Source organism: Bacillus sp. B4EP4a (assembly GCF_006680105.1).
In the GTDB taxonomy this organism is placed as follows: domain Bacteria; phylum Bacillota; class Bacilli; order Bacillales; family DSM-1321; genus Peribacillus; species Peribacillus simplex_E.
This window is the reverse complement of sequence record NZ_VHIK01000005.1, coordinates 198,056-217,901: the sequence shown is the minus strand read 5'-3', so window position 1 is coordinate 217,901 and position 19,846 is coordinate 198,056. Positions and strand designations below refer to the sequence as shown.

Genomic DNA, 19,846 nt, shown 5'->3' with positions numbered 1-19,846 from the left:
GTCTATTATCCTTTTTTACCTCTTCGTTTAAAGAAGTGGGCGAAAGCCATTGCACCTAATAATAAGATTAGTAGCACGGAAGATAGAATGATCATATCTTTGGAGGAGCTAATGTTACTTGCCCCCTTTTGGCCCATGTTCCCGTTTATACCTGGAGGTGCACCATTCCCGCCGCGGTCCATGTCAGGGGCCCGCATGGCAGCCCCATTCTCGCCGCCGCCCATGTTTGGTGGTTGCTGGCCTGCATTTGCGTCATCGCCCATATTAGGAGCTCCGCCGCCCATACCGCTTTCTGTCTCGGCTTCCACAACCAGGTCTCCAGAAAGCTGCGCCAAGATGGATTCAGCACGTTGGACAGCGAAGTCAACCAGGGTTTCCTCGCCTGACGTTGCTTCTGTATACTCGTCCATTGTATAAAACTTGGTCGGATCCTTTTTCACATATGGTGTGATTAATGTGGAAATTTCAGTGGTCATTGCTGTCATATTTTCTTCAGAGAAAAAATCTGTAGCAATGTCGTCCAGATAATCATAATATTTTTCACGATACCCGTCGTTGGAAAGCAGGGCATTCAATAAAGGGCGATCTTCAAGGGCCGTACCTGAAACAGGCTCGGTAATGCTGAAGTTGATATTATTTTCATTCATGAAATTCGAACTCATATCCATCATTCCGCCACCGTTCATATTCGGTGCTTCCCCAAGGAGTTCCGTGTCATCCTGCTTATCAGCATCGTCGTTACTCTCAGCCGTCGCTCCATTTTTTTGGTCAGCGGTCACTTCATTTTTATTTTCTTGATCGGAGGCGCCCGCCTGTCGCCCGCCGCCGGAAAAGCCTCCAAATGACATATTATAGTCCCAGGGAAGCATTGAAAAGATTCCATTCTCTTCATATAGATAGTAGTTATGCTTTAATGTGCCTTGATAATGATCGAGGTTGACGAGGGCCGTATTTGCTGCAAAGTAGCGTAATGTTTCATCTACATTCAAGACTTCTTCCAAATCCCCGCCATTATTGATAGCATCAAGCATCTTGATCATGGCAGATTGATCAGAATTTTCATTTGTTTTTAAGTTCAACCCTGTATAATCATCAATATCATCACTAATCCATTTTAAATCACTTCCGGTGCCATCAGGATAATAAAGGTCACCGTTGCCAGATGGAAAGTTATTATTCAAAAATGTTTCATTAATAGATTCAACGCCTAAATACAAGCCCCATTCTTTTCCGTTGATGGTCACGTACATATAGGAATGTCCGGGAGTTGCTATGCCCATCTTTTCCATAAGCTCATATGAAAGGTACTCCCTCATATACGTGGGATCACTATAATTATTATTTAAATCGAATTCTTTCAGGCCGTGTAAATTTTGATCTGTCTGATAGTAATTAAAATCTATATTCCAGCTGTAGCGTTCCGAATCTTCCATTTGGACAACAGAGTTTAAGGAAAGGTTCCCTTTGGTTCGAAACCCTACATTTTCAACTTTTTCCCCATTAATGGTCACATCGGATGCAACAACTTCCTTTTCGGAGGGGTTATCCAGGATGGATTCCAAATCCTCATCAGCCAATGTTATATCCACGGTTGTCACCTTACTTTGGTCAAAAACAGATTCTGTATAAGTATTTCCTTTAGTAGCTTTTTCAACTTGAAGATTGGGAAGGAAAAACATCACTGCTATAAAAATTATTATCAATAATCCACTGGTCGCTACAACATATCTTGTTTTTAACATGTCAAGGCTCCTTCCTCCTGTTGTCTTATATAGAGGGGTGGGCATGGATTTTTATGTCCGCCATCTATCTTAGGCTGTGAAGTTGCCATCATAACTTAACATGATGGCAGAGTGAACGCTGTTCATGTCCTTGACTTGATTTATGAATTCCGCATTATTATCTTTTAATCGAATTTCATATGTCACTTCGAGGTTATTATCCGCCATGACGGATTTCGATTTGACGGAATGCTTTTTCACCTTGTTGGATATCATTTCTTCTAACGTTTTTTCAATTGATGCATCTGAATATTTAACGATTAATAAAAATGGATTTTCAACAGTGATCCAATTGGCAAATATGAGCATCACGATACCTATTAAAATGGCACCTATGATAACCAGCGGAATTAGTCCTGCCCCGCATAAAATCCCGGATGCCGCTGCCCAGAATAGGAAGACCAAGTCCATGGGATCTTTGATGGGCGTTCTGAATCGTACGATGGAGAGGGCACCGACCATACCAAGGGAGATAACGATATTAGTTGATATGCCCATGATGATCAAGGCCGTGGCCATTGTCATGACGATGAGGGATATATTGAAATTGTGTGAGTACATCACACCGGAAAAGGTCTTCTTATAAATGACGTAAATGAACAATCCGATGGCAAATGCCAACAGTAATCCAATTAGGGAGTCAATGATTGAAAAACTCTCAGTCTTGTCCAAAAAGCTTGATTTGAAAATATCATTAAAAGTGGTATTGGTTGTCGTCGTATCCATTTTCTATTCCTCCAAATTTTTTGTGTTTGTTGCAATCAGCCGAATCTTCTGCTTAGTTGGTATTTTGAAAAAGCTGTTTTTCTAGTATCGATGATGGATAACAATTGTTTGATGATATCCGGAAGAAATTCGTCAAACTTTATTTCCAGGATTACATAATCTGGGTCTAAAGCATCGACCACGATTAATTCGGGATTCAGGAAATCCGTATTCCGATAGCTCGTTTTCACATTACTGTCAAAGGTGACCCGCACATTTCCGTACTCATAGATGAATACCTCCCTTTCATAGTCAACGACGGTTGTAGGCTTGATTTGGAAAAGGGTCATTTGAATGTATAAGTCCCTGAGGATATCCCTTGAATCCTCGGACATCCATTCTATATCCCCTGAACGAATCCGTTCGTATTCTCTAGCAGAAAGCCTGCACTTCTGTTTATAGGTAAGGTTATTCCGCTTACTCTTTTTTTCTAGATTGATGAAATTCGCATTATGATCATAAAGTCTAGCCCTGAACTTATCCCTGTGATAGAACCCCTCTGTTTTTTGCCGCAGGATTTTATTGTCAAAGTTGTCGAAATAAACACTTCGAATTAAATATTTCCCATCAAGCCCATGGGGATCAAGCTTCATGAAGTTTTGCAGATTTTTTCTTAATAAATGACAATCTGCTTTGGTGATTGCATGTTTGAGTTCCCGCCTTCCCTTTAAACCGTTCATTGTCGTTCCTCCTTTTCCATGATTTTTGACTGCGTTCAGCTTATAAATGGAATCTTAATAAAACCTTAAGAACATTTTTTATATTCAATAGATAAATAGAGAATAGGCCCCAGTTTTAACCTTTTCTTAATTTTATTGGAATTTAATAGCAGAAAAATGAGTGAATTTACTCATTGAGAATAATTATCATTATCAGTAAAATGAATTTCATGATAATGATAATTATTCTCAATTAATTCAATACATGGAGGTTCACTATGGTAACGAACACGCTTACAAAAAATGATCAACTTTTGGAACAACAAAATACAAGGGAATCAAATGCGCGATCATATCCTAGAAGATTACCCATGGCGATCGATCAAGCGGAGGGAATTTACTTAACAGACATGGATGGAAAACGATATATTGATTTTCTTGCGGGGGCTGGAACATTAGCGCTTGGACACAATCATCCGGCAGTGCTTGAAGCAATGGAAAAAATTCTTAAGGACAAGCGTCCTTTGCATACATTGGACTTTACAACGCCGATCAAAGAGCAGTTCGTCGATGAAATTTTTGAATGCCTGCCTGAGGAATTCAGGAAAAATGCAAAAATTCAATTCTGTGGTCCTACTGGCGGAGACGCCATTGAGGCAGCACTTAAACTGGTAAAAACAGCGACAGGCAATAGAAGCATTTTATCCTTCCAAGGAGCTTACCACGGGGCAACGCATGCAACCATGTCAATCAGCGGCAATACAAAACCAAAGGAAAAAATACAAGGGTTAATCCCAGATGTACAATTCCTGCCGTATCCTTACCAATATCGCTGTCCTTTTGGAATAGGCGGAGAAGAAAGCCATAAAATCAGCAGCCAGTATATCGAGAATCTATTGAACGATCCTGAATCCGGATTATTGCCGCCAGCAGGAATGATTTTAGAGGCAGTACAAGGTGAGGGAGGCTCCATTCCAGCTCCAATTCCATGGCTTAAGGAAATCCGGAGAATAACGAAAGAGAAGGGCATTCCGCTAATTATCGACGAAGTTCAATCAGGTATCGGCCGTACAGGGAAAATGTTTGCCTTTGAACATGCAGGAATCATTCCGGATGTTCTTGTACTATCCAAAGCAATAGGCGGAAGTCTTCCATTATCGGTGGTGATTTATAACAAAGAGCTTGACCTATGGTCACCAGGTGCACATATCGGTACGTTCCGCGGAAATCAAATGGCAATGGCAGCAGGAACGGCTACTTTAAAATACATGAAAGAGACGAATCTTGTGGAGCATGCCGCTAAAATGGGAGAAATATTAAAGGATATTCTTAAAGATTTGCAAAAAGATATTAAGCAGATCGGTGATGTCAGGGGCCGGGGATTAATGGTCGGTGTGGAAATGATCAATCATGAAGAACCGCAAAATGCGAATGGAAGCCATCCTGCTAATTCGCAACTTGCCAGTGCCATTCAACAGGAATGCTTTCAAAGAGGGTTGATTCTGGAGGTTGGCGGCAGACATGGAAGTGTTGTGAGGTTCTTGCCTCCATTGATCGTAACGGAATCCCAGCTTCGCGAAGCCACTGCAATTTTTGAACAAGCTGTTCGTGCAGCTGTTGCAAGAGGGTGAATGATCAATGATCGAAATGATAAATAAAACGGATTTTGCTTATTCTCGATTGTTCTTGAATAACGAAGAAGGTTTCAATAACTACAGCCAGTCATTAAAAATCATTGAAAAAAAGCTGACGGACTTTTTAAAGGGGAACGATTCACCATACTCTGGGAAAAAACCGTATGAAATCGAGGCAAGATTAAACGAGCTGTCCATTGCTTCTCTAAAAGGGAAGACAATGGAAGCAGTAGCGGATGAGCTGGCAGAGTTTGTTATTAACGACAGCATCAATGTACACAGCCCTACTTGTATAGGACATTTGCATTGCCCGACATTAATACCTGCCGTGGCTGCCGAAATGATTATAGGTACGTTGAATCAATCCATGGATTCATGGGACCAAAGCTCGGCGGCCACCTTCGTTGAAGAGCGTTTAATAGATTGGCTGTGCAGCCAGGTGGGGTTACCTGAACAAGCGGATGGGATTTTCACAAGCGGTGGAACCCAATCTAATTATATGGGACTGCTATTGGCGAGGGACGCTTATTGTAAGCGTTTCTGGGGTGTAGATGTTCAGCAGCAAGGTTTGCCAGCCGAGGCGAAAAAGTTGCGGATCTTATGCTCCGAGGCTGCCCACTTTACGGTCCGTAAATCAGCGGCACAGCTGGGGCTTGGTGAACAGGCTGTAGTCACGATTAAAACGGATTCAAATCACCGTCTGTCCATAGATGAATTAAATCATCAAATGTCGATTTTAGAGGAACAGGGTTTACTGCCATTTGCCATCGTTGCAACTTGTGGAACAACGGATTTCGGTTCAATCGATCCATTACACGAATTGTCCGAAGCTGCAAGGAAAAATGGGATATGGCTGCATGTGGACGCCGCATATGGAGGCGCGATGATTTTAAGTAAGGATTACAAAGAGTTAATCAGCGGAATTGAACGGGCCGACTCGATAACGGTTGATTTTCACAAATTATTCTATCAACCCATCAGTTGTGGTGCTTTTCTTGTCTCTGACAGCAACTCATTTCAATATATCCAGCATCACGCCGATTACTTGAATCCTCAGGAAGATGAAGCCGAGGGCATGGTTCATTTAGTCAATAAATCGGTTCAAACGACTAGAAGGTTCGACGCACTGAAACTCTGGATGTCATTGAAGGTCGTTGGACTGGATACCTTTGCTGAAATGATCGACTATACTTGTCATCTTGCACGTGAAGTGGCAGCGAAGATCGATAAGGAGGAAGGATTCACAGTATTAAATAAAGAACCTGAATTGAATGCGGTTGTATTCCGTTATAATCCCGAGGGAGAAAGTGATCAGTTAGTAAATCTATTAAATAAACAGATTCAGCAAGAATTGCTGAAAAGCGGACGGGCATTTTTAGCAAAAACGCGTTTTGACGGACAGGTATATTTAAAAATGACACTATTGAATCCAATGACAAGCCTTGAACACATAGAGGGAATTTTAGACGAAATCCGAGTATTAGGTGAAATGTTCAAGATAATGGAGGAATGAAGATGAATGGTAAGCAAATAGCTGAAAGGGCGACAATGCAAAGCTTTCTGAATTGTTATTTCCGGGAAACCGGAAATTACAGTTTAGAAGAAATGAAAAATTGGCCAAATTTGGAGGGATCCATACAGGATTCATTAGTGGTCAGTAAGCTCATATCCCAAGATATTGCTTTGCTTGTTCCGCTTGAATATTGGTCTGAAACGGGGCGTCATATTTTCAATTTCCCAATATACTACCAAACGGCATCCAAACAAGTGCATGAATTAGATTACGTGACAATGGTCTCGATTGTTTCCAAAGAATTATTGAATGAGCAGGGCCGAACGGATAGTGAAGATGAATTGATGCTGCGTGTCATCCTAAGCAGCCAAAATATTCAACGATATGTTGAAGCCAGGACAGAAGATATTGATGCACTTCAAAGTCCTGATTTTACCTACATTGAAGCAGAGCAGTCGCTTTTATTCGGGCACCTGTTCCACCCGACACCGAAAAGTAAGCAGGGCATTTCTGAAAAAGATGAATGGATATATTCACCCGAATTAAAAGGGGAGTTTCAGCTGCACTACTTCCTGGCGGAACCTTCGATTGTCATCCAAGATTCTAGTGAAGTCCGATCGGCAAGTGAGATCATTAAACAGGAATTAGCTGGTGACTTGGAAATTTCAAGTGAATTCAGAGGAACGTATTGCCAACAGGAAAGCAAATTTATCATCATCCCGGCACACCCGCTTCAGGCAAAAGTGCTTATCGAAAAAGAAGAGGTCAAGAGGCTAATCGAGCAAGGAACACTAGTTTATGCGGGGCCTCTTGGGAAAAAATTTACGGCAACCTCTTCCTTTAGAACGGTATATAGTGCCACATCGAGATATATGTACAAATTTTCCGTTCCGGTTAAAATCACGAATTCTTTACGTGCAAATCTGCAAAAAGAATTAGATCGTGGTGTGGAAATTGCAAAATTAATAGATTCTAAAGCGGGCGACGAACTAAAAGAACGGCACCCTTCCTTCCGAATTATAAAGGACCCTGCTTATCTAACAATCAAAACGACTGAGCAGGAATCAGGATTCGATGTTGATATTCGGGAAAACCCTTTTTATGAAAATAATAAACAAGCAAGCCTGATTGCCGGTTTATGTCAGGATAATGCCTATGGTGCACCGTCAAGGCTTGGAGCGATCATCCGCAAATTATCAGCTGAAGAAAACCGCAGTACCGAAGATGTAAGTATGGATTGGTTCAAAACCTATCTGTCAATGACATTAAAACCGATGCTTTGGCTATTTGAAGAGTATGGAATTGTTTTAGAAGCCCATCAGCAGAATTCCATCATCCAACTTCAAGATGGGTATCCATCCACTTTTTATTATCGTGATAATCAAGGGTATTACTATTGTGAGTCCAAAGTGGACAGGCTGCTGAAGATCTTGCCTGAACTAAGTGAAAAAAGCTTCACGATTTGTTCTGATGAAGTCGCTGAAGAAAGATTGCAATATTATTTCTTTTTTAATCACTTATTAGGCTTGATCAATAATTTTGGTACGGAAGGATTAGTATCAGAAAAAAACCTGTTACAGCTCGTTCAGGAACAGCTGGAAACAAGCAGTAGGGAGAGCGAAGATGAAGGGTTGAATCGAGTTGTTTCAAAGTTGCTTCATGCCCGGGAATTATCTTGTAAGGCTAATTTACTGACGCGATTTCATGATATGGATGAACTTGTTGGCTCACTTGAGACACAATCCGTTTATACAACGATTGAAAATCCGTTCGCGCAGGGGGTTATGGCCGTCTATGAAAAATAGTTATGAAGAAATGTTGAAGGACCATAATCAACAGCTTTCATTTGTCAAAGTTGAATTTGAGAGGGATATTGATACCCTGCATGGATGGATGCATGAGGAACATGTGATACCCTACTGGAATTTAAATTTCACAAAAGAAAAATTTGCTGTCCATTTGAATAAGGCATTGGCTGATGCACACCAAACACTCTATTTAGGCTGTCTGGACTCCATTCCCATGAGCTATTGGGAATCGTATTGGGTAAAAGGCGATATCATTGAAGATTATTATGAATCCGAAGAGGGAGATCAAGGTATTCATTTACTCATTGGTGATCCGGATTATCTAGGAAAAGGACTGGCTTTGCCGTTTTTACGTGCAATGGTGAAATTCCAACTGCTTTCTGCGAAAACAAAAAAAGTGATGGCTGAACCGGATATTCGAAATGCAAAGATGATTTACTTATTTGAAAAGTGCGGGTTTACCCCAATTAAAGAAATTGAGCTCCCTGATAAAACAGCATTACTTATGTCATGTACACGGGAGAACTTCGAGAGGAAGTGGAAGTATGGAGAAGCAACAATCTATCTATGACTTGGTAGGAATAGGGATAGGTCCGTTTAACCTTGGGCTTGCGGCCCTTTTGGAGAAAACCCCGGAGTTGAATGCCGTCTTTTTTGAGAAAAAGCAGGAATTTAATTGGCATGAAGGGATGCTGTTGGAAGGGACGACTTTGCAGGTACCGTTCTTTGCTGATCTAGTTAGCATGGCAGATGTGACAAGCCCATATAGTTACCTGAATTATTTACAGCAGCATGATCGGCTTTATCATTTCTACTTTCTTGAAAAATTCTTGATTCCACGAAAAGAATATAACGACTATTGCCGCTGGACTGCCCATCAACTTGATAGCTGCCGTTTTGGAAAAGCAGTGGAGGCGGTTGAATATATAGGGGATCAAGGTGACCCCTGCTATCAAATCAGTGTAAGGGATGCACAAACACAAAAGATCGAAGTCTTTTATAGCCGTCATATAGTCATGGGAATTGGCAGCGCCCCGACTGTTCCATCGGCCTTTCATCCATATATGGGAGAGAGCATCCTGCATTCGGCCGACTATTTACGGAATAAAGAAAATGTCTTAAAGAAAAAATCCGTAACGGTTGTCGGGTCTGGACAGAGTGCAGCAGAGGTTTTTCTGGATCTGCTTAATGAGCAGGAGGAAAATGGCTACCAGCTAAACTGGTATACAAGATCCAAGGGGTTTTTCCCTATGGAATATTCAAAACTCGGGTTGGAATACTTCACTCCGGATTACCTTGATTTCTTTTATCGGCTGCCACAGGAAAAGAAGGATGAAATCCTTCCGAAACAGGATTTATTGTATAAAGGGATCAGTGCTACGACAATTGCAGCAATTTTTGACAAGATGTATGAAAAATCGATTGGAAATGCCGAACTTTCCATTGAACTTCGGGCCATGACGGAAGTTGCGGCAGTTACCCCCGCCGAAAATGGCTGGAGATTGAAATGCTGCCAGTGGGTAGAAGATAGCGAATTTGATGTGGACACAGAGGCGATCGTTTTTGGAACGGGCTATAAATCAACCCTTCCGGCATTCCTTGAAACCATGGAGGACCATTTAGTCCGCGATGATTTGGGACGTCTTACAATAACGAAAGACTATCGGGTAGGAACGGCCATCCCTACACCGAATCACCTTTTCATTCAAAATGGCGAGATACATACACATGGTGTGGGTGCTCCGGATTTAGGCTTAGGGGCATTCCGAAATTCGATTATCATCAATCAATTGGCAGGTAAAGAAGTTTATCCATCCGAGCCAAAGGGTGCCTTTCAGTCATTCCGTGTAAAAACACCCATCATGGCTTACTAAGAGAAAGGAAGGGGAGAATTATATGCAGTTCATAAATGAAGTGGAACAGGCGGTTTCAGAAAACAATTGGTCGATAGTAAACCAAAACCTGCTGGCAAAGATGATTTCTGAGTATATGTATGAAGATATGATCCATCCAGCTGTTCTGAACGAAAATGCAGCGGGAAACCTATATGAGTTAAAGATAAATGAGGGGAAATCTTATCAATTTTTGGCATCGTCCCGTCTTTTTGACAGCTATGAAGTACAGGCCGAGTCGATCCAGGTATGTGAAAAGGAAGGCTTTACACAGGCCAATGATGCCATTCAATTCATTTTAGACATCCAGCCATTAATTGGGATGACTGCAGAAACAACAGGACATTTAATCAAAGAATTCCATCATACGCTGCTTGCGGATCTCCAATTGCTATCCAAACCTGAACAAGATGCAGATGATTTAGTCGAACTGGATTATGCATTACTTGAAGGTGAAATGAGCGGTCACCCTTGGATTGCTTATAACAAGGGAAGAATCGGTTTCGGTTATGATGATTATTTGAAGTTCGCTCCAGAAAACCAGAAGGAAGTTCAGTTATCTTGGATTGCCGTCCATAAAACGAGGGGTGAGTTCAATTCAGTCGAAACGTTATCCTATAAGCAATTGATGGAGAATGAACTGGATGGGGAAACCCAAAAATCTTTTGCAAAGATATTGACGGAAAAAGGGCTGAACGCAGAAAGCTATTACTACCTCCCAGTCCATGAATGGCAGTGGAAGAATGTAATCATCCAGAACTTTACCGATGACTTGGCCAAAGGGCTGATCGTAGCTTTGGGAAATGGTCCTGATAAGTATCTGCCGCAACAATCCATCCGGACATTTGTTAATGTATCGAGTAAGGATAAACACCACGTCAAGCTGCCGATGAGCATTTTAAATACGCTGGTCTACCGTGGATTGCCAGCTGAACGCACGGTCATTGCCCCAAAAATCACAACGTATATAAAGAACATTTATGAAAATGATTCATTCTTGAAAGAACAATGCAAAGTAGTGCTTCCTGGTGAAGTCGCCAGTTTAAATGTTGATCACCCGTATTATTCCAAATTAGAGAATGTACCCTATCAATATTTAGAGATGCTGGGTGGAATTTGGAGAGAAAGCATCTACAGTTATATGGAAGATGGCGAAAAGCCCATTACGCTTGCGTCCCTTTTACATGTGGACAGCAAAGGGAAACCATATGTAGAAAGCCTTATTGAAAAATCGGGATTGACTGCAGAAGCCTGGACAGCTCAATTATTCGACGTCATCCTATCACCATTACTACATTTTATCTATCAATATGGATTGGTCTTCTCACCGCATGGTCAAAATACCATTTTAGTTTTGAAGGATTACAAGCCTCACCGTTTGGCCATCAAGGATTTTGTAGATGATGTGAACGTCAGTGATCAGCCGCTTCCTGAATTAAGCAGCCTTCCTGATGATTTAAGGAAAGTACTAAGAAGTGAGACTCCCGAGGGGCTGGTTCAATTCATTTTCACGGGACTATTCATCTGTCATTTCCGATACTTGTCAACCCTTTTGATGAAGAGGTCCCTTTTGGATGAGAATGCTTTTTGGGAAGGCGTCGCTCAAACAATCCTTACACATCAGAAAAGGTTCCCTATGTTACAGGATCGTTTCGATACATTCAATTTCTTTGCGCCAAAATTAACGAAACTCTGCCTGAATAGAAATCGGATGCTTCAATATGGTTATAGCGATGGTGAAGATCGCCCGCATGCATCTGAGTTTGGGCATGTGAATAATGCCCTTTATGAAAAGTTACCTGCAAAAACGCTATAAAGTTAAACTGGCTCAGACTTTTGGGCCAGTTTCAGACAGTAGACAAACTCGTTGAAAATCGAGTTTGTCTACTGTTTTTTTTATGGCTTTTACAATTAGACCGTTGATTTACGCTCCAGGCACTCGCTTTCCGCGGGCGGTCAGGGAGCCTCCTCGGCTTGCGCCTGCGGGGTCTCCCTAAGACTGGCTTTTCCCGCAGGAGTCCCGTACCTTCCACTCCAATCAACTTTGTTATTAAATTTGGATAGAAACCATATCTAAGGAGTTGAAGGTGTTAATATGTGTTCCGACCCCTTTCCGCAGTTTTTTTATGGCTTACAATTAGACGGTTGATTTCCGCTCCAGGCACTCGCTTTCCGCGGGCGGTCAGGGAGTCTCCTCGGCTTGCGCCTGCGGGGTCTCCCCTAGACGCGCTTTTCCCGCAGGAGTCTCGTACACCCGTTCCAATCATCTTTGTTAAAAAGTTTATAGAGCGTTAATAGTTAACAAAAGGATTATTTTATCCTTTTTGGTCCAAATTTCTCAAAAATTATCTTTGGAATAGGGCTTGCCGTTCATATAAATTGGTGATAAGCTATTGTGTAAACGGTTACACAAAATTATTGAGGGTGATATATTGGCAACGATTCGGGATGTGGCAAAGGAAGCTGGGGTTTCTGTGGCAACGGTTTCCAGAGTTATGAATGGCAGTGGTTATGCACATGAGGACACAAAAAAGGCGGTCATGGCAGCTGTTGAAAAATTAAATTATAAACCGAATGAAGTGGCAAGATCCCTCTACAAACGTAAATCCAAATTGGTTGGTTTGATTTTGCCGGACATTACGAATCCCTTCTTCCCGGAAATGGCAAGAGGTGTAGAGGATTATCTGCAGCAATTTGGATATCGGTTAATTTTTGGAAATAGCGATGAAAAGAGAGATAAAGAAATAGAATATATTGACACGTTTCTGCAGAATAATGTAGTGGGCATGATTGCTTCAACTAGTGAAGAGGCCAATGAAAATTTCGATAACCTGGAAATTCCAGTTGTCCTTCTCGACCGTACAGCAGAGAAATTACCAGCTGTTTATTCCGATCAAAAGACAGGCGGTAAGCTAGCAGCACGCGTATTGCTGGATAGAGGCAGTACGAATATCGTCCTCATTAGGGGGCCAGTCGAAATAAAGCCTGTATATGAACGGTACATGGCAGCACTGGAGGAATTGAAACAAGCAAAAGTGAACGTGCAAGTCATGGATTCATCCCTAACACTTCAGGGCGGCCAAACTTGCGTGAAGCAGCTGTTCGAGCAATATCCGGAAACGGATGGAATTATTGCTTGTAATGATATTGTTGCAGCTGCCGCACTTCAAGAGATTTTAAAACGGGGAATACGGATACCGGAAGACATACAATTGATCGGCTATGATGATATCTCCTTCACGGCGTTATTGCACCCACCGTTATCGACAATTCGGCAGCCAGCCTATGAGATGGGGGCACAAGCGGCGGAAATGCTAATTAAAAAGATCAATCAAGAAAAAATGGAAGTAACACATAAAAAGCTCCCTGTTTCTTTTGTGGAGAGACAAACAACGAGAAGGAAGGCGGAGAAGACATGATAAGAATTGCAGTAGTGGGAAGTTCTTCAATGGATTTAGTGGTGACATCAGCTAAGCGGCCAATGGCCGGGGAAACGGTGTTAGGAGAGTCATTTATCACGGTTCCTGGAGGAAAGGGCGCTAATCAGGCTGTTGCAGCGGCACGTCTTGGTGCAGAAGTGTCAATGGTTGGATGTGTAGGGGATGATGTCTATGGAGAGATCATCTTGGAAAACCTGAAAAAAAATCATGTAAATACGGAGTATGTGGAACCGGTTACAGGTTCTGCTTCCGGGACAGCACACATTACCCTTTCGGAAGGTGATAACAGCATTATTGTCGTAAAAGGTGCGAATGATTTCATTACTCCCGAATATGTACAAAAGGCGAAAAAAGTGATAGAGGAATCGGACATCGTGATGGTTCAGCAGGAAATACCTGAGGAAACCGTGGAATATCTGGCTGAATTGTGCAACATGCTTCAAAAGAGATTACTATTGAACCCAGCTCCTGCCCGCAAGCTAAGCGAGGCTGTCATTCAACAGGCATCATTCCTTACACCGAATGAACATGAATTCGAGATACTATTCAATGGGAGAGATAGAACGAAAGTCTTGACTGAGTATCCAAATAAATTATTCATTACCGAAGGAAAAAATGGCGTCCGTTATTTTGACGGACATGAAGAAAAGGTCGTTCCAAGCTTTGTCGTGGAAGCGGTGGATACAACAGGCGCAGGGGATACATTCAATGCTGCCTTTGCCGTGGCTGTTGCAGAAGGAAAAAGTTTTGACGAATGTTTGTTATTCGCGAACCGGGCAGCCTCCATTTCCGTGACGAAGTTAGGCGCCCAAGGTGGCATGCCGCAAAGGTTAGAGGTCGAGAGGGGCTTTGAAGCATGAAACGTCAAGGAATCATCAATAGTTCAATAGCCAAGGTCCTGGTTGACCTTGGTCATACCGATTATATTGTCGTAGGTGATGCCGGGCTTCCGGTGCCACCGGGAGTTTGCAAGATAGATTTAGCATTGACGCCTGGAACACCATCATTTCAAGATGTCGTCCGGGCGGTTCACGAAGATATGGTTGTTGAAAAAGTTATCGCTGCCACAGAAGTGAAGGTTAAAAACCCGGAACAGCATCAATACATGGAGCAGCAATTCGGAGCAGCGATTGAATATGTTTCCCATGAGGATTTTAAAAGGCTGACAAGTAATGCGAAAGCAATAATCCGGACCGGGGAGACGACGCCATATTCAAATTGCATATTGCAGTCTGGAGTATTCTTTTAAAGAAATGAGATGATGAGCATGCAAATCGAAATGCACAATATTTATAAAGCATTTGGTCAAAACAAGGTATTGGAAGGTGTTCATTTTTCTTTAGAGGCTGGGGAAGTACATGCACTAATGGGGGAAAATGGAGCTGGGAAATCAACCTTGATGAACATTTTGACCGGGCTGCATAAACAAGATCAAGGAACGATTGAGATTAACGGTAAAGAAACCTCATTCAAAGATTCAAAGGAAGCAGAAGAGGCGGGAATGGCCTTTATCCGTCAGGAATTGAATATTTGGCCGGAAATGACCGTGCTGGAGAATCTATTTATCGGCAGGGAAATGGTGAATGCCTTCGGTGTCCTGAAGACGAAACAAATGAAAGCGCGTGCAAACGAGATTTTTAAAACACTTAATATTTCTCTTCCTTTTGATAAGGAAGCCGGATTTTGTTCTGTCGGGGAACAGCAAATGATTGAAATTGCCAAGGCGCTCATGACGGATGCCGAAGTCATCATCATGGACGAGCCCACAGCCGCTTTAACTGATAGAGAAATAGAGAAGCTCTTTGAAGTGATGAAGGGACTTACCAAAAAGGGAGTATCGCTTGTTTATATTTCTCACCGAATGGAAGAGATATTTGCCATTTGTGACAGGATCACCGTAATGCGTGACGGAAAAACAGTCGATACGAAAAGAATTGCAGATACAAATTTCGATGAAGTCGTTCAGAAAATGGTCGGGCGGGAGCTGGAGGATCGTTTTCCTCATCGTGAAGCGAATGCTGGCGACATAGTCCTTGATGTAAAAGGTTTAACTAAAAAGGGGCTTTTTGAAGATATCCATTTCTCGGTTCGGCAAGGTGAGATTGTTGGTGTAGCAGGATTAATGGGAGCAGGCAGAACAGAAATAATGCGCGCCCTTTTTGGTGTCGACCAAATAGACAGCGGTGAAATTACCATTGAAGGCAAAAAAGTTTTCATACGGAAACCAACTGATGCAGTTCGGCACGGCCTGGCTTTCATTACGGAAAATCGTAAAGAAGAGGGGTTGATCCTGGACTTTTCTGTAAGGGAAAATATCGGTTTGCCGAATCTCAAGAGTTTTGCTCCAGGCGGAATCGTAAAAACCGAAGATGAGATGAACTTTGCCGAAATGATGATTAAGCGACTTCACGTGAAGACATCTTCTGCAGAAACGGTCATCGGCAATCTATCCGGAGGAAATCAACAGAAGGTGGTAATAGCCAAGTGGATAGGCACTTCCCCTAAAGTTTTAATTATGGATGAACCGACCCGGGGCATAGATGTTGGTGCAAAACGTGAAATTTACGAATTGATGAATGAATTGACGGAGCGGGGCATCGCCATCATCATGGTTTCGTCAGAACTTCCCGAAATCATTGGAATGAGTGATAGAATCCTTGTGGTTCACGAAGGTGAGATTGCTGGGGAATTGTTAAAGCAGGAAGCGACGCAAGAAAAAATTATGGCATTGGCGACAGGAGGGAACTAGGATGAAACTTGAGGCTACAGGGAAAAGCGGGATTTGGCAGAAATTTGGTCCGTTACTCGCCCTGGTACTTTTATTTATCGTAATAACCGTTTTAAATCCATCATTCATGGAACCGAATAATATTTTGAATTTATTGCGTCAAACCTCCATCAATGCACTTATTGCATTTGGAATGACCTTTATTATATTGACAGGTGGCATCGACTTATCCGTCGGTTCCATTTTAGCTCTATCCAGCGCACTTATGGCTGGTATGATGGTCTCGGGATTAGATCCGATTTTAGCTATATTAGTAGGAATTCTACTAGGTGCAATAATGGGTGTAATCAATGGGATTCTCGTTTCAAAGGGAAAAATGGCCCCTTTCATCGTGACACTGGCAACCATGACGATTTTCCGGGGATTAACGCTTGTGTATACGGATGGAAAGCCGATTACTGGAATCGGCGATTCTGAAATGTTCCAGATGCTTGGGAGAGGTTACTTCCTGGGACTGCCAGTACCGGCCGTGGTGATGGTCATCGCTTTCTTCATCCTATGGTTCCTGCTTCATAAAACATCCTTTGGCCGTAAAACATATGCCATTGGCGGAAATGAAAGGGCTTCCCGTATTTCAGGGATTAAAGTTGACCGAGTCAAGGTGGCCATATATGGTCTGGCCGGTACGATGGCTGCAATCGCTGGTGCCATTTTAACATCCCGTCTGAATTCGGCACAGCCGACTGCAGGCCAATCCTATGAAATGGATGCGATCGCAGCCGTGGTGCTAGGCGGAACGAGCCTTTCAGGCGGTAAAGGGCGGTTGTTCGGTACGCTGGTGGGTGTCCTGATCATCGGTACCTTGAATAACGGCATGAATTTACTTGGTGTATCCTCTTTCTACCAGCAAGTGGTAAAGGGTGCAGTTATATTAATCGCGGTCTTACTTGACCGTAAAAAATCATAAGAAGAGGTGTAATCAATGAAAAAAATAGTATCGATCATCATGGTTCTTTCTTTAATGGTCTTGGCTGCCTGTTCAATGGACTCTGGTCTAACAGATGATAAAAAAGAAAAGAAAGACTCCATGAAAGACGTGAAAGTCGGAGTCAGCATCTCTACTTTAAACAACCCATTCTTCGTTTCCTTAAAAGATGGCATTGAAAAAGAAGCAAAAGAAAAAGGCATGAAAGTCACAGTTGTTGACGCTCAAGATGATACGGCAAAACAAATTAGCGGAATTGAAGATTTAATCCTTCAAAAGGTTGATGTCCTTCTTGTGAATCCAACTGACTCTGCTGCAATATCTTCAGCCGTTCAATCAGCAAATGAAGCGGGTATTCCAGTTATCACGATTGACCGCTCTTCAGACGAAGGTGACATTGAAACATTCATCGCTTCCGACAATGTGGCTGGCGGGGAAATGGCTGCAGAATATCTAGTTAAAGAGCTTGGCGAAAAAGCGAAAGTAGTGGAACTTGAAGGGGTATCCGGAGCATCCGCAACTCGTGAACGCGGAAAAGGTTTCCACAATATTGCGGACAAGCAGTTAGATGTCCTTACAAGCCAAACGGCGGAATTCGACCGGACAAAAGGGCTTAACGTCATGGAAAATATCCTGCAAGGCAATAAAGACATCCAAGCGGTATTCGCCCATAATGATGAAATGGCACTAGGAGCCATTGAAGCAATCAAGGCAGCAGGAAAAGACATCATCGTGGTTGGTTTTGACGGAAATGATGATGCATTGAAAGCAGTTGAAAACGGTGAACTAAAAGCTACAATCGCCCAACAACCGGCACTTATCGGTGAAGAAGCGGTTAATGCGGCTGAAAAAATCTTAAAAGGTGACAAAGTGGATGACACAATATCCGTTCCATTGAAATTGGTCACAAAAGAATGATTGTCTTTCAACAAAAAGAGTGCCGGAACTTTTCCGGCACTCTTTTTTGTCGTAACAAATAAATGTTTTTAATCCAATTGATGTTATCTGATTGTGGATACCCAGCTTGAATTGGTATGAATGAGTGGTATAAGAAAGTGATAACGCTCTTCTGCAAAAGTAAGGCGGCCCTTGTCGGAACCGCCTCCTAAATCAACTGATTGCTAGAGTATACCTTGAGTCAGCATCGCATCCGCCACTTTAAGGAATCCGGCAATATTGGCCCCGACAACTAAGTTGCCAGGCGCACCATATGCCTCTGCAGCCTCTACACTGTTTTTATAGATGTTTTTCATGATCTCATGCAGCTTGGCATCGACATCTTCAAAAGTCCAAGGCATTCTGGCACTGTTTTGGGCCATTTCAAGTGCAGACACGGCTACGCCGCCTGCATTGGCCGCTTTTGCTGGTCCAAAAAGGATGCCGTTATTAAGGAATACATCAATGGCCTCGAGGGTTGAAGGCATATTAGCGCCCTCACCGACTGCCTTCACATTGTTTTTGACCAGTAATTTTGCTGCTTCTTCATCGATTTCATTTTGTGTGGCACAAGGCAGTGCGATGTCACATGGTACAGACCAAATGCCATAGCTTCCTTCATGGTATACAGCTTCCGGGTGCGCATCGACATACTCGCTCAAACGTTTTCGTTCCACTTCTTTTAGACGTCGAACTGTGTCAAGGTTCAGACCATTTTCATCATATATATAGCCATTGGAGTCGCTGCATGCAACAACTTTTGCGCCTAGCTGTGTAGCTTTTTCAATGGCATAAATGGATACATTACCAGATCCGGAGATAACGACAGTGCTGCCATGGAATTGTAACCCTTTGTCTTTTAGCATTTCTTCGACAAAGTAAACGGTTCCATATCCAGTCGCTTCTGTACGGGCCAAGCTTCCGCCGTAACTTATGCCTTTACCGGTTAAAACACCAGCATGGTAACTGCCTTGCATCTTTTTATACTGACCGAACAGATAACCGATCTCCCTTGCACCGACTCCGATATCACCAGCCGGTACATCTGTATCAGGTCCGATATAGCGAGCTAGTTCTGCCATGAAACTTTGGCAAAAACGCATGATTTCCGCGTCCGATTTTCCTTTTGGATCGAAGTCCGATCCGCCTTTTCCCCCACCGATCGGCTGGCCAGTAAGAGAGTTTTTAAAGATTTGCTCGAAACCAAGAAACTTAATGATACTGGAATTGACAGTAGGATGGAATCGAAGGCCGCCTTTGAATGGCCCGATTGCACTGTTGAATTGTACACGAAAACCACGGTTGACTTGGACATTTCCCAGGTCATCAACCCATGAAACGCGGAAGGTGATCATTCTTTCAGGCTCAACCAACCTCTCCAATATCCCGCTTTTCATATATTCAGGATGTTTTGCAAAAACGGGGACCAATGAAAGGAATATCTCCTTTACGGCTTGATGGAACTCACTTTCGTGGGGATTACGCTCCTTTACCTGTGCGTATACTTGACTTACGAACTCTCTGGCAACTTGTAATTCCTCATGCTCGACTTCTTGTGAAGTGGTCATTGTTCTCTCTCTCCCTTAAGGTAATATAGTCTTAAAATACAATTGAATAAGATATCAGTCTTTATATGATACTTTCATGATATAATTTAAAAATAAAACAAACAATCTGAATATTAGATAAGTAACATGCTGTTTTG

The 19,846-nt window shown here is 42.5% G+C and carries 16 protein-coding genes; 12 read left to right on the top strand and 4 right to left on the bottom strand.

Annotation, left to right across the window (positions count from 1 at the left end):
- Positions 1-5 precede the first annotated feature (5 nt).
- The 3 genes from FNK51_RS02980 to FNK51_RS02970 all read right to left on the bottom strand — a co-directional run bounded on the left by FNK51_RS02980 (position 6) and on the right by FNK51_RS02970 (position 3,226).
- Positions 6-1,742, bottom strand: coding sequence for a CotH kinase family protein (locus FNK51_RS02980; protein ID WP_141992394.1), 1,737 nt, complete (start codon positions 1,740-1,742; stop codon positions 6-8).
- A gap of 69 nt (positions 1,743-1,811) precedes the next feature.
- Positions 1,812-2,507 carry a DUF4956 domain-containing protein gene (locus FNK51_RS02975; protein WP_141992393.1) on the bottom strand — a complete coding sequence of 232 codons (696 nt, stop codon included), beginning with the start codon at positions 2,505-2,507 and terminating at the stop codon, positions 1,812-1,814.
- Between the two features lie 35 nt (positions 2,508-2,542).
- Complete coding sequence (locus tag FNK51_RS02970; RefSeq protein ID WP_141992392.1) at positions 2,543-3,226, bottom strand: polyphosphate polymerase domain-containing protein; 684 nt, start codon at positions 3,224-3,226, stop codon at positions 2,543-2,545.
- A gap of 257 nt (positions 3,227-3,483) precedes the next feature.
- Between FNK51_RS02970 and FNK51_RS02965 the strand changes: the two genes are divergently transcribed.
- The 12 genes from FNK51_RS02965 (at position 3,484) to rbsB (ending at position 18,123) form a co-directional block, all read left to right on the top strand.
- Positions 3,484-4,836: an aspartate aminotransferase family protein gene (locus tag FNK51_RS02965; protein WP_141992391.1), complete on the top strand. Its 1,353-nt coding sequence runs from the start codon at positions 3,484-3,486 to the stop codon at positions 4,834-4,836.
- Positions 4,837-4,843: 7 nt separating this feature from the next.
- Complete coding sequence (locus FNK51_RS02960; RefSeq protein WP_260398161.1) at positions 4,844-6,352, top strand: pyridoxal phosphate-dependent decarboxylase family protein; 1,509 nt, start codon at positions 4,844-4,846, stop codon at positions 6,350-6,352.
- A 2-nt stretch (positions 6,353-6,354) separates the two neighbouring features.
- Positions 6,355-8,157: an IucA/IucC family protein gene (locus tag FNK51_RS02955; protein ID WP_141992390.1), complete on the top strand. Its 1,803-nt coding sequence runs from the start codon at positions 6,355-6,357 to the stop codon at positions 8,155-8,157.
- Positions 8,147-8,731 carry a GNAT family N-acetyltransferase gene (locus FNK51_RS02950; protein ID WP_286178554.1) on the top strand — a complete coding sequence of 195 codons (585 nt, stop codon included), beginning with the start codon at positions 8,147-8,149 and terminating at the stop codon, positions 8,729-8,731. Before FNK51_RS02955 ends, FNK51_RS02950 begins: the two co-directional genes overlap by 11 nt.
- Positions 8,706-10,034 (top strand): lysine N(6)-hydroxylase/L-ornithine N(5)-oxygenase family protein, encoded by a 1,329-nt coding sequence (locus tag FNK51_RS02945; protein WP_141992389.1) that lies wholly within the window; start codon positions 8,706-8,708, stop codon positions 10,032-10,034. The genes FNK51_RS02950 and FNK51_RS02945 overlap by 26 nt, the downstream gene beginning before the upstream one ends.
- A gap of 22 nt (positions 10,035-10,056) precedes the next feature.
- The gene (locus FNK51_RS02940; protein WP_141992388.1) at positions 10,057-11,868 is read left to right on the top strand and encodes an IucA/IucC family protein; all 1,812 of its coding nucleotides are present in this window, start codon (positions 10,057-10,059) and stop codon (positions 11,866-11,868) included.
- A gap of 616 nt (positions 11,869-12,484) precedes the next feature.
- On the top strand, positions 12,485-13,471 hold the full coding sequence (locus FNK51_RS02935) for a LacI family DNA-binding transcriptional regulator (protein ID WP_098370295.1): 987 nt from the start codon (positions 12,485-12,487) through the stop codon (positions 13,469-13,471).
- The gene (gene rbsK / locus FNK51_RS02930; protein WP_141992387.1) at positions 13,468-14,352 is read left to right on the top strand and encodes a ribokinase; all 885 of its coding nucleotides are present in this window, start codon (positions 13,468-13,470) and stop codon (positions 14,350-14,352) included. The genes FNK51_RS02935 and rbsK overlap by 4 nt, the downstream gene beginning before the upstream one ends.
- A complete protein-coding gene (gene rbsD / locus FNK51_RS02925; RefSeq protein ID WP_034316088.1) occupies positions 14,349-14,741 on the top strand; it encodes a D-ribose pyranase in 393 nt (130 codons plus the stop codon). The genes rbsK and rbsD overlap by 4 nt, the downstream gene beginning before the upstream one ends.
- A gap of 18 nt (positions 14,742-14,759) precedes the next feature.
- Complete coding sequence (locus FNK51_RS02920; protein ID WP_141992386.1) at positions 14,760-16,241, top strand: sugar ABC transporter ATP-binding protein; 1,482 nt, start codon at positions 14,760-14,762, stop codon at positions 16,239-16,241.
- A 1-nt stretch (position 16,242) separates the two neighbouring features.
- Positions 16,243-17,187 (top strand): ABC transporter permease, encoded by a 945-nt coding sequence (locus FNK51_RS02915; RefSeq protein ID WP_141992385.1) that lies wholly within the window; start codon positions 16,243-16,245, stop codon positions 17,185-17,187.
- Positions 17,188-17,202: 15 nt separating this feature from the next.
- Positions 17,203-18,123: a ribose ABC transporter substrate-binding protein RbsB gene (rbsB, locus tag FNK51_RS02910; RefSeq protein ID WP_137017767.1), complete on the top strand. Its 921-nt coding sequence runs from the start codon at positions 17,203-17,205 to the stop codon at positions 18,121-18,123.
- Positions 18,124-18,326: 203 nt separating this feature from the next.
- On the opposite strand, the gene gdhA is transcribed toward rbsB, so the two are convergent.
- The gene (gdhA, locus tag FNK51_RS02905; RefSeq protein ID WP_141992384.1) at positions 18,327-19,709 is read right to left on the bottom strand and encodes an NADP-specific glutamate dehydrogenase; all 1,383 of its coding nucleotides are present in this window, start codon (positions 19,707-19,709) and stop codon (positions 18,327-18,329) included.
- Between the last annotated feature and the right edge of the window lie 137 nt (positions 19,710-19,846).

Bases quoted from the DNA above. Each gene is read 5' to 3' on its own strand.
- FNK51_RS02980 (WP_141992394.1), bottom strand. From the start codon at position 1,742: ATGTTAAAAACAAGATATGTTGTAGCGACCAGTGGATTATTGATAATA.
- FNK51_RS02975 (WP_141992393.1), bottom strand. From the start codon at position 2,507: ATGGATACGACGACAACCAATACCACTTTTAATGATATTTTCAAATCA.
- FNK51_RS02970 (WP_141992392.1), bottom strand. From the start codon at position 3,226: ATGAACGGTTTAAAGGGAAGGCGGGAACTCAAACATGCAATCACCAAA.
- FNK51_RS02965 (WP_141992391.1), top strand. From the start codon at position 3,484: ATGGTAACGAACACGCTTACAAAAAATGATCAACTTTTGGAACAACAA.
- FNK51_RS02960 (WP_260398161.1), top strand. From the start codon at position 4,844: ATGATCGAAATGATAAATAAAACGGATTTTGCTTATTCTCGATTGTTC.
- FNK51_RS02955 (WP_141992390.1), top strand. From the start codon at position 6,355: ATGAATGGTAAGCAAATAGCTGAAAGGGCGACAATGCAAAGCTTTCTG.
- FNK51_RS02950 (WP_286178554.1), top strand. From the start codon at position 8,147: ATGAAAAATAGTTATGAAGAAATGTTGAAGGACCATAATCAACAGCTT.
- FNK51_RS02945 (WP_141992389.1), top strand. From the start codon at position 8,706: ATGGAGAAGCAACAATCTATCTATGACTTGGTAGGAATAGGGATAGGT.
- FNK51_RS02940 (WP_141992388.1), top strand. From the start codon at position 10,057: ATGCAGTTCATAAATGAAGTGGAACAGGCGGTTTCAGAAAACAATTGG.
- rbsK (WP_141992387.1), top strand. From the start codon at position 13,468: ATGATAAGAATTGCAGTAGTGGGAAGTTCTTCAATGGATTTAGTGGTG.
- rbsD (WP_034316088.1), top strand. From the start codon at position 14,349: ATGAAACGTCAAGGAATCATCAATAGTTCAATAGCCAAGGTCCTGGTT.
- FNK51_RS02920 (WP_141992386.1), top strand. From the start codon at position 14,760: ATGCAAATCGAAATGCACAATATTTATAAAGCATTTGGTCAAAACAAG.
- FNK51_RS02915 (WP_141992385.1), top strand. From the start codon at position 16,243: ATGAAACTTGAGGCTACAGGGAAAAGCGGGATTTGGCAGAAATTTGGT.
- rbsB (WP_137017767.1), top strand. From the start codon at position 17,203: ATGAAAAAAATAGTATCGATCATCATGGTTCTTTCTTTAATGGTCTTG.
- gdhA (WP_141992384.1), bottom strand. From the start codon at position 19,709: ATGACCACTTCACAAGAAGTCGAGCATGAGGAATTACAAGTTGCCAGA.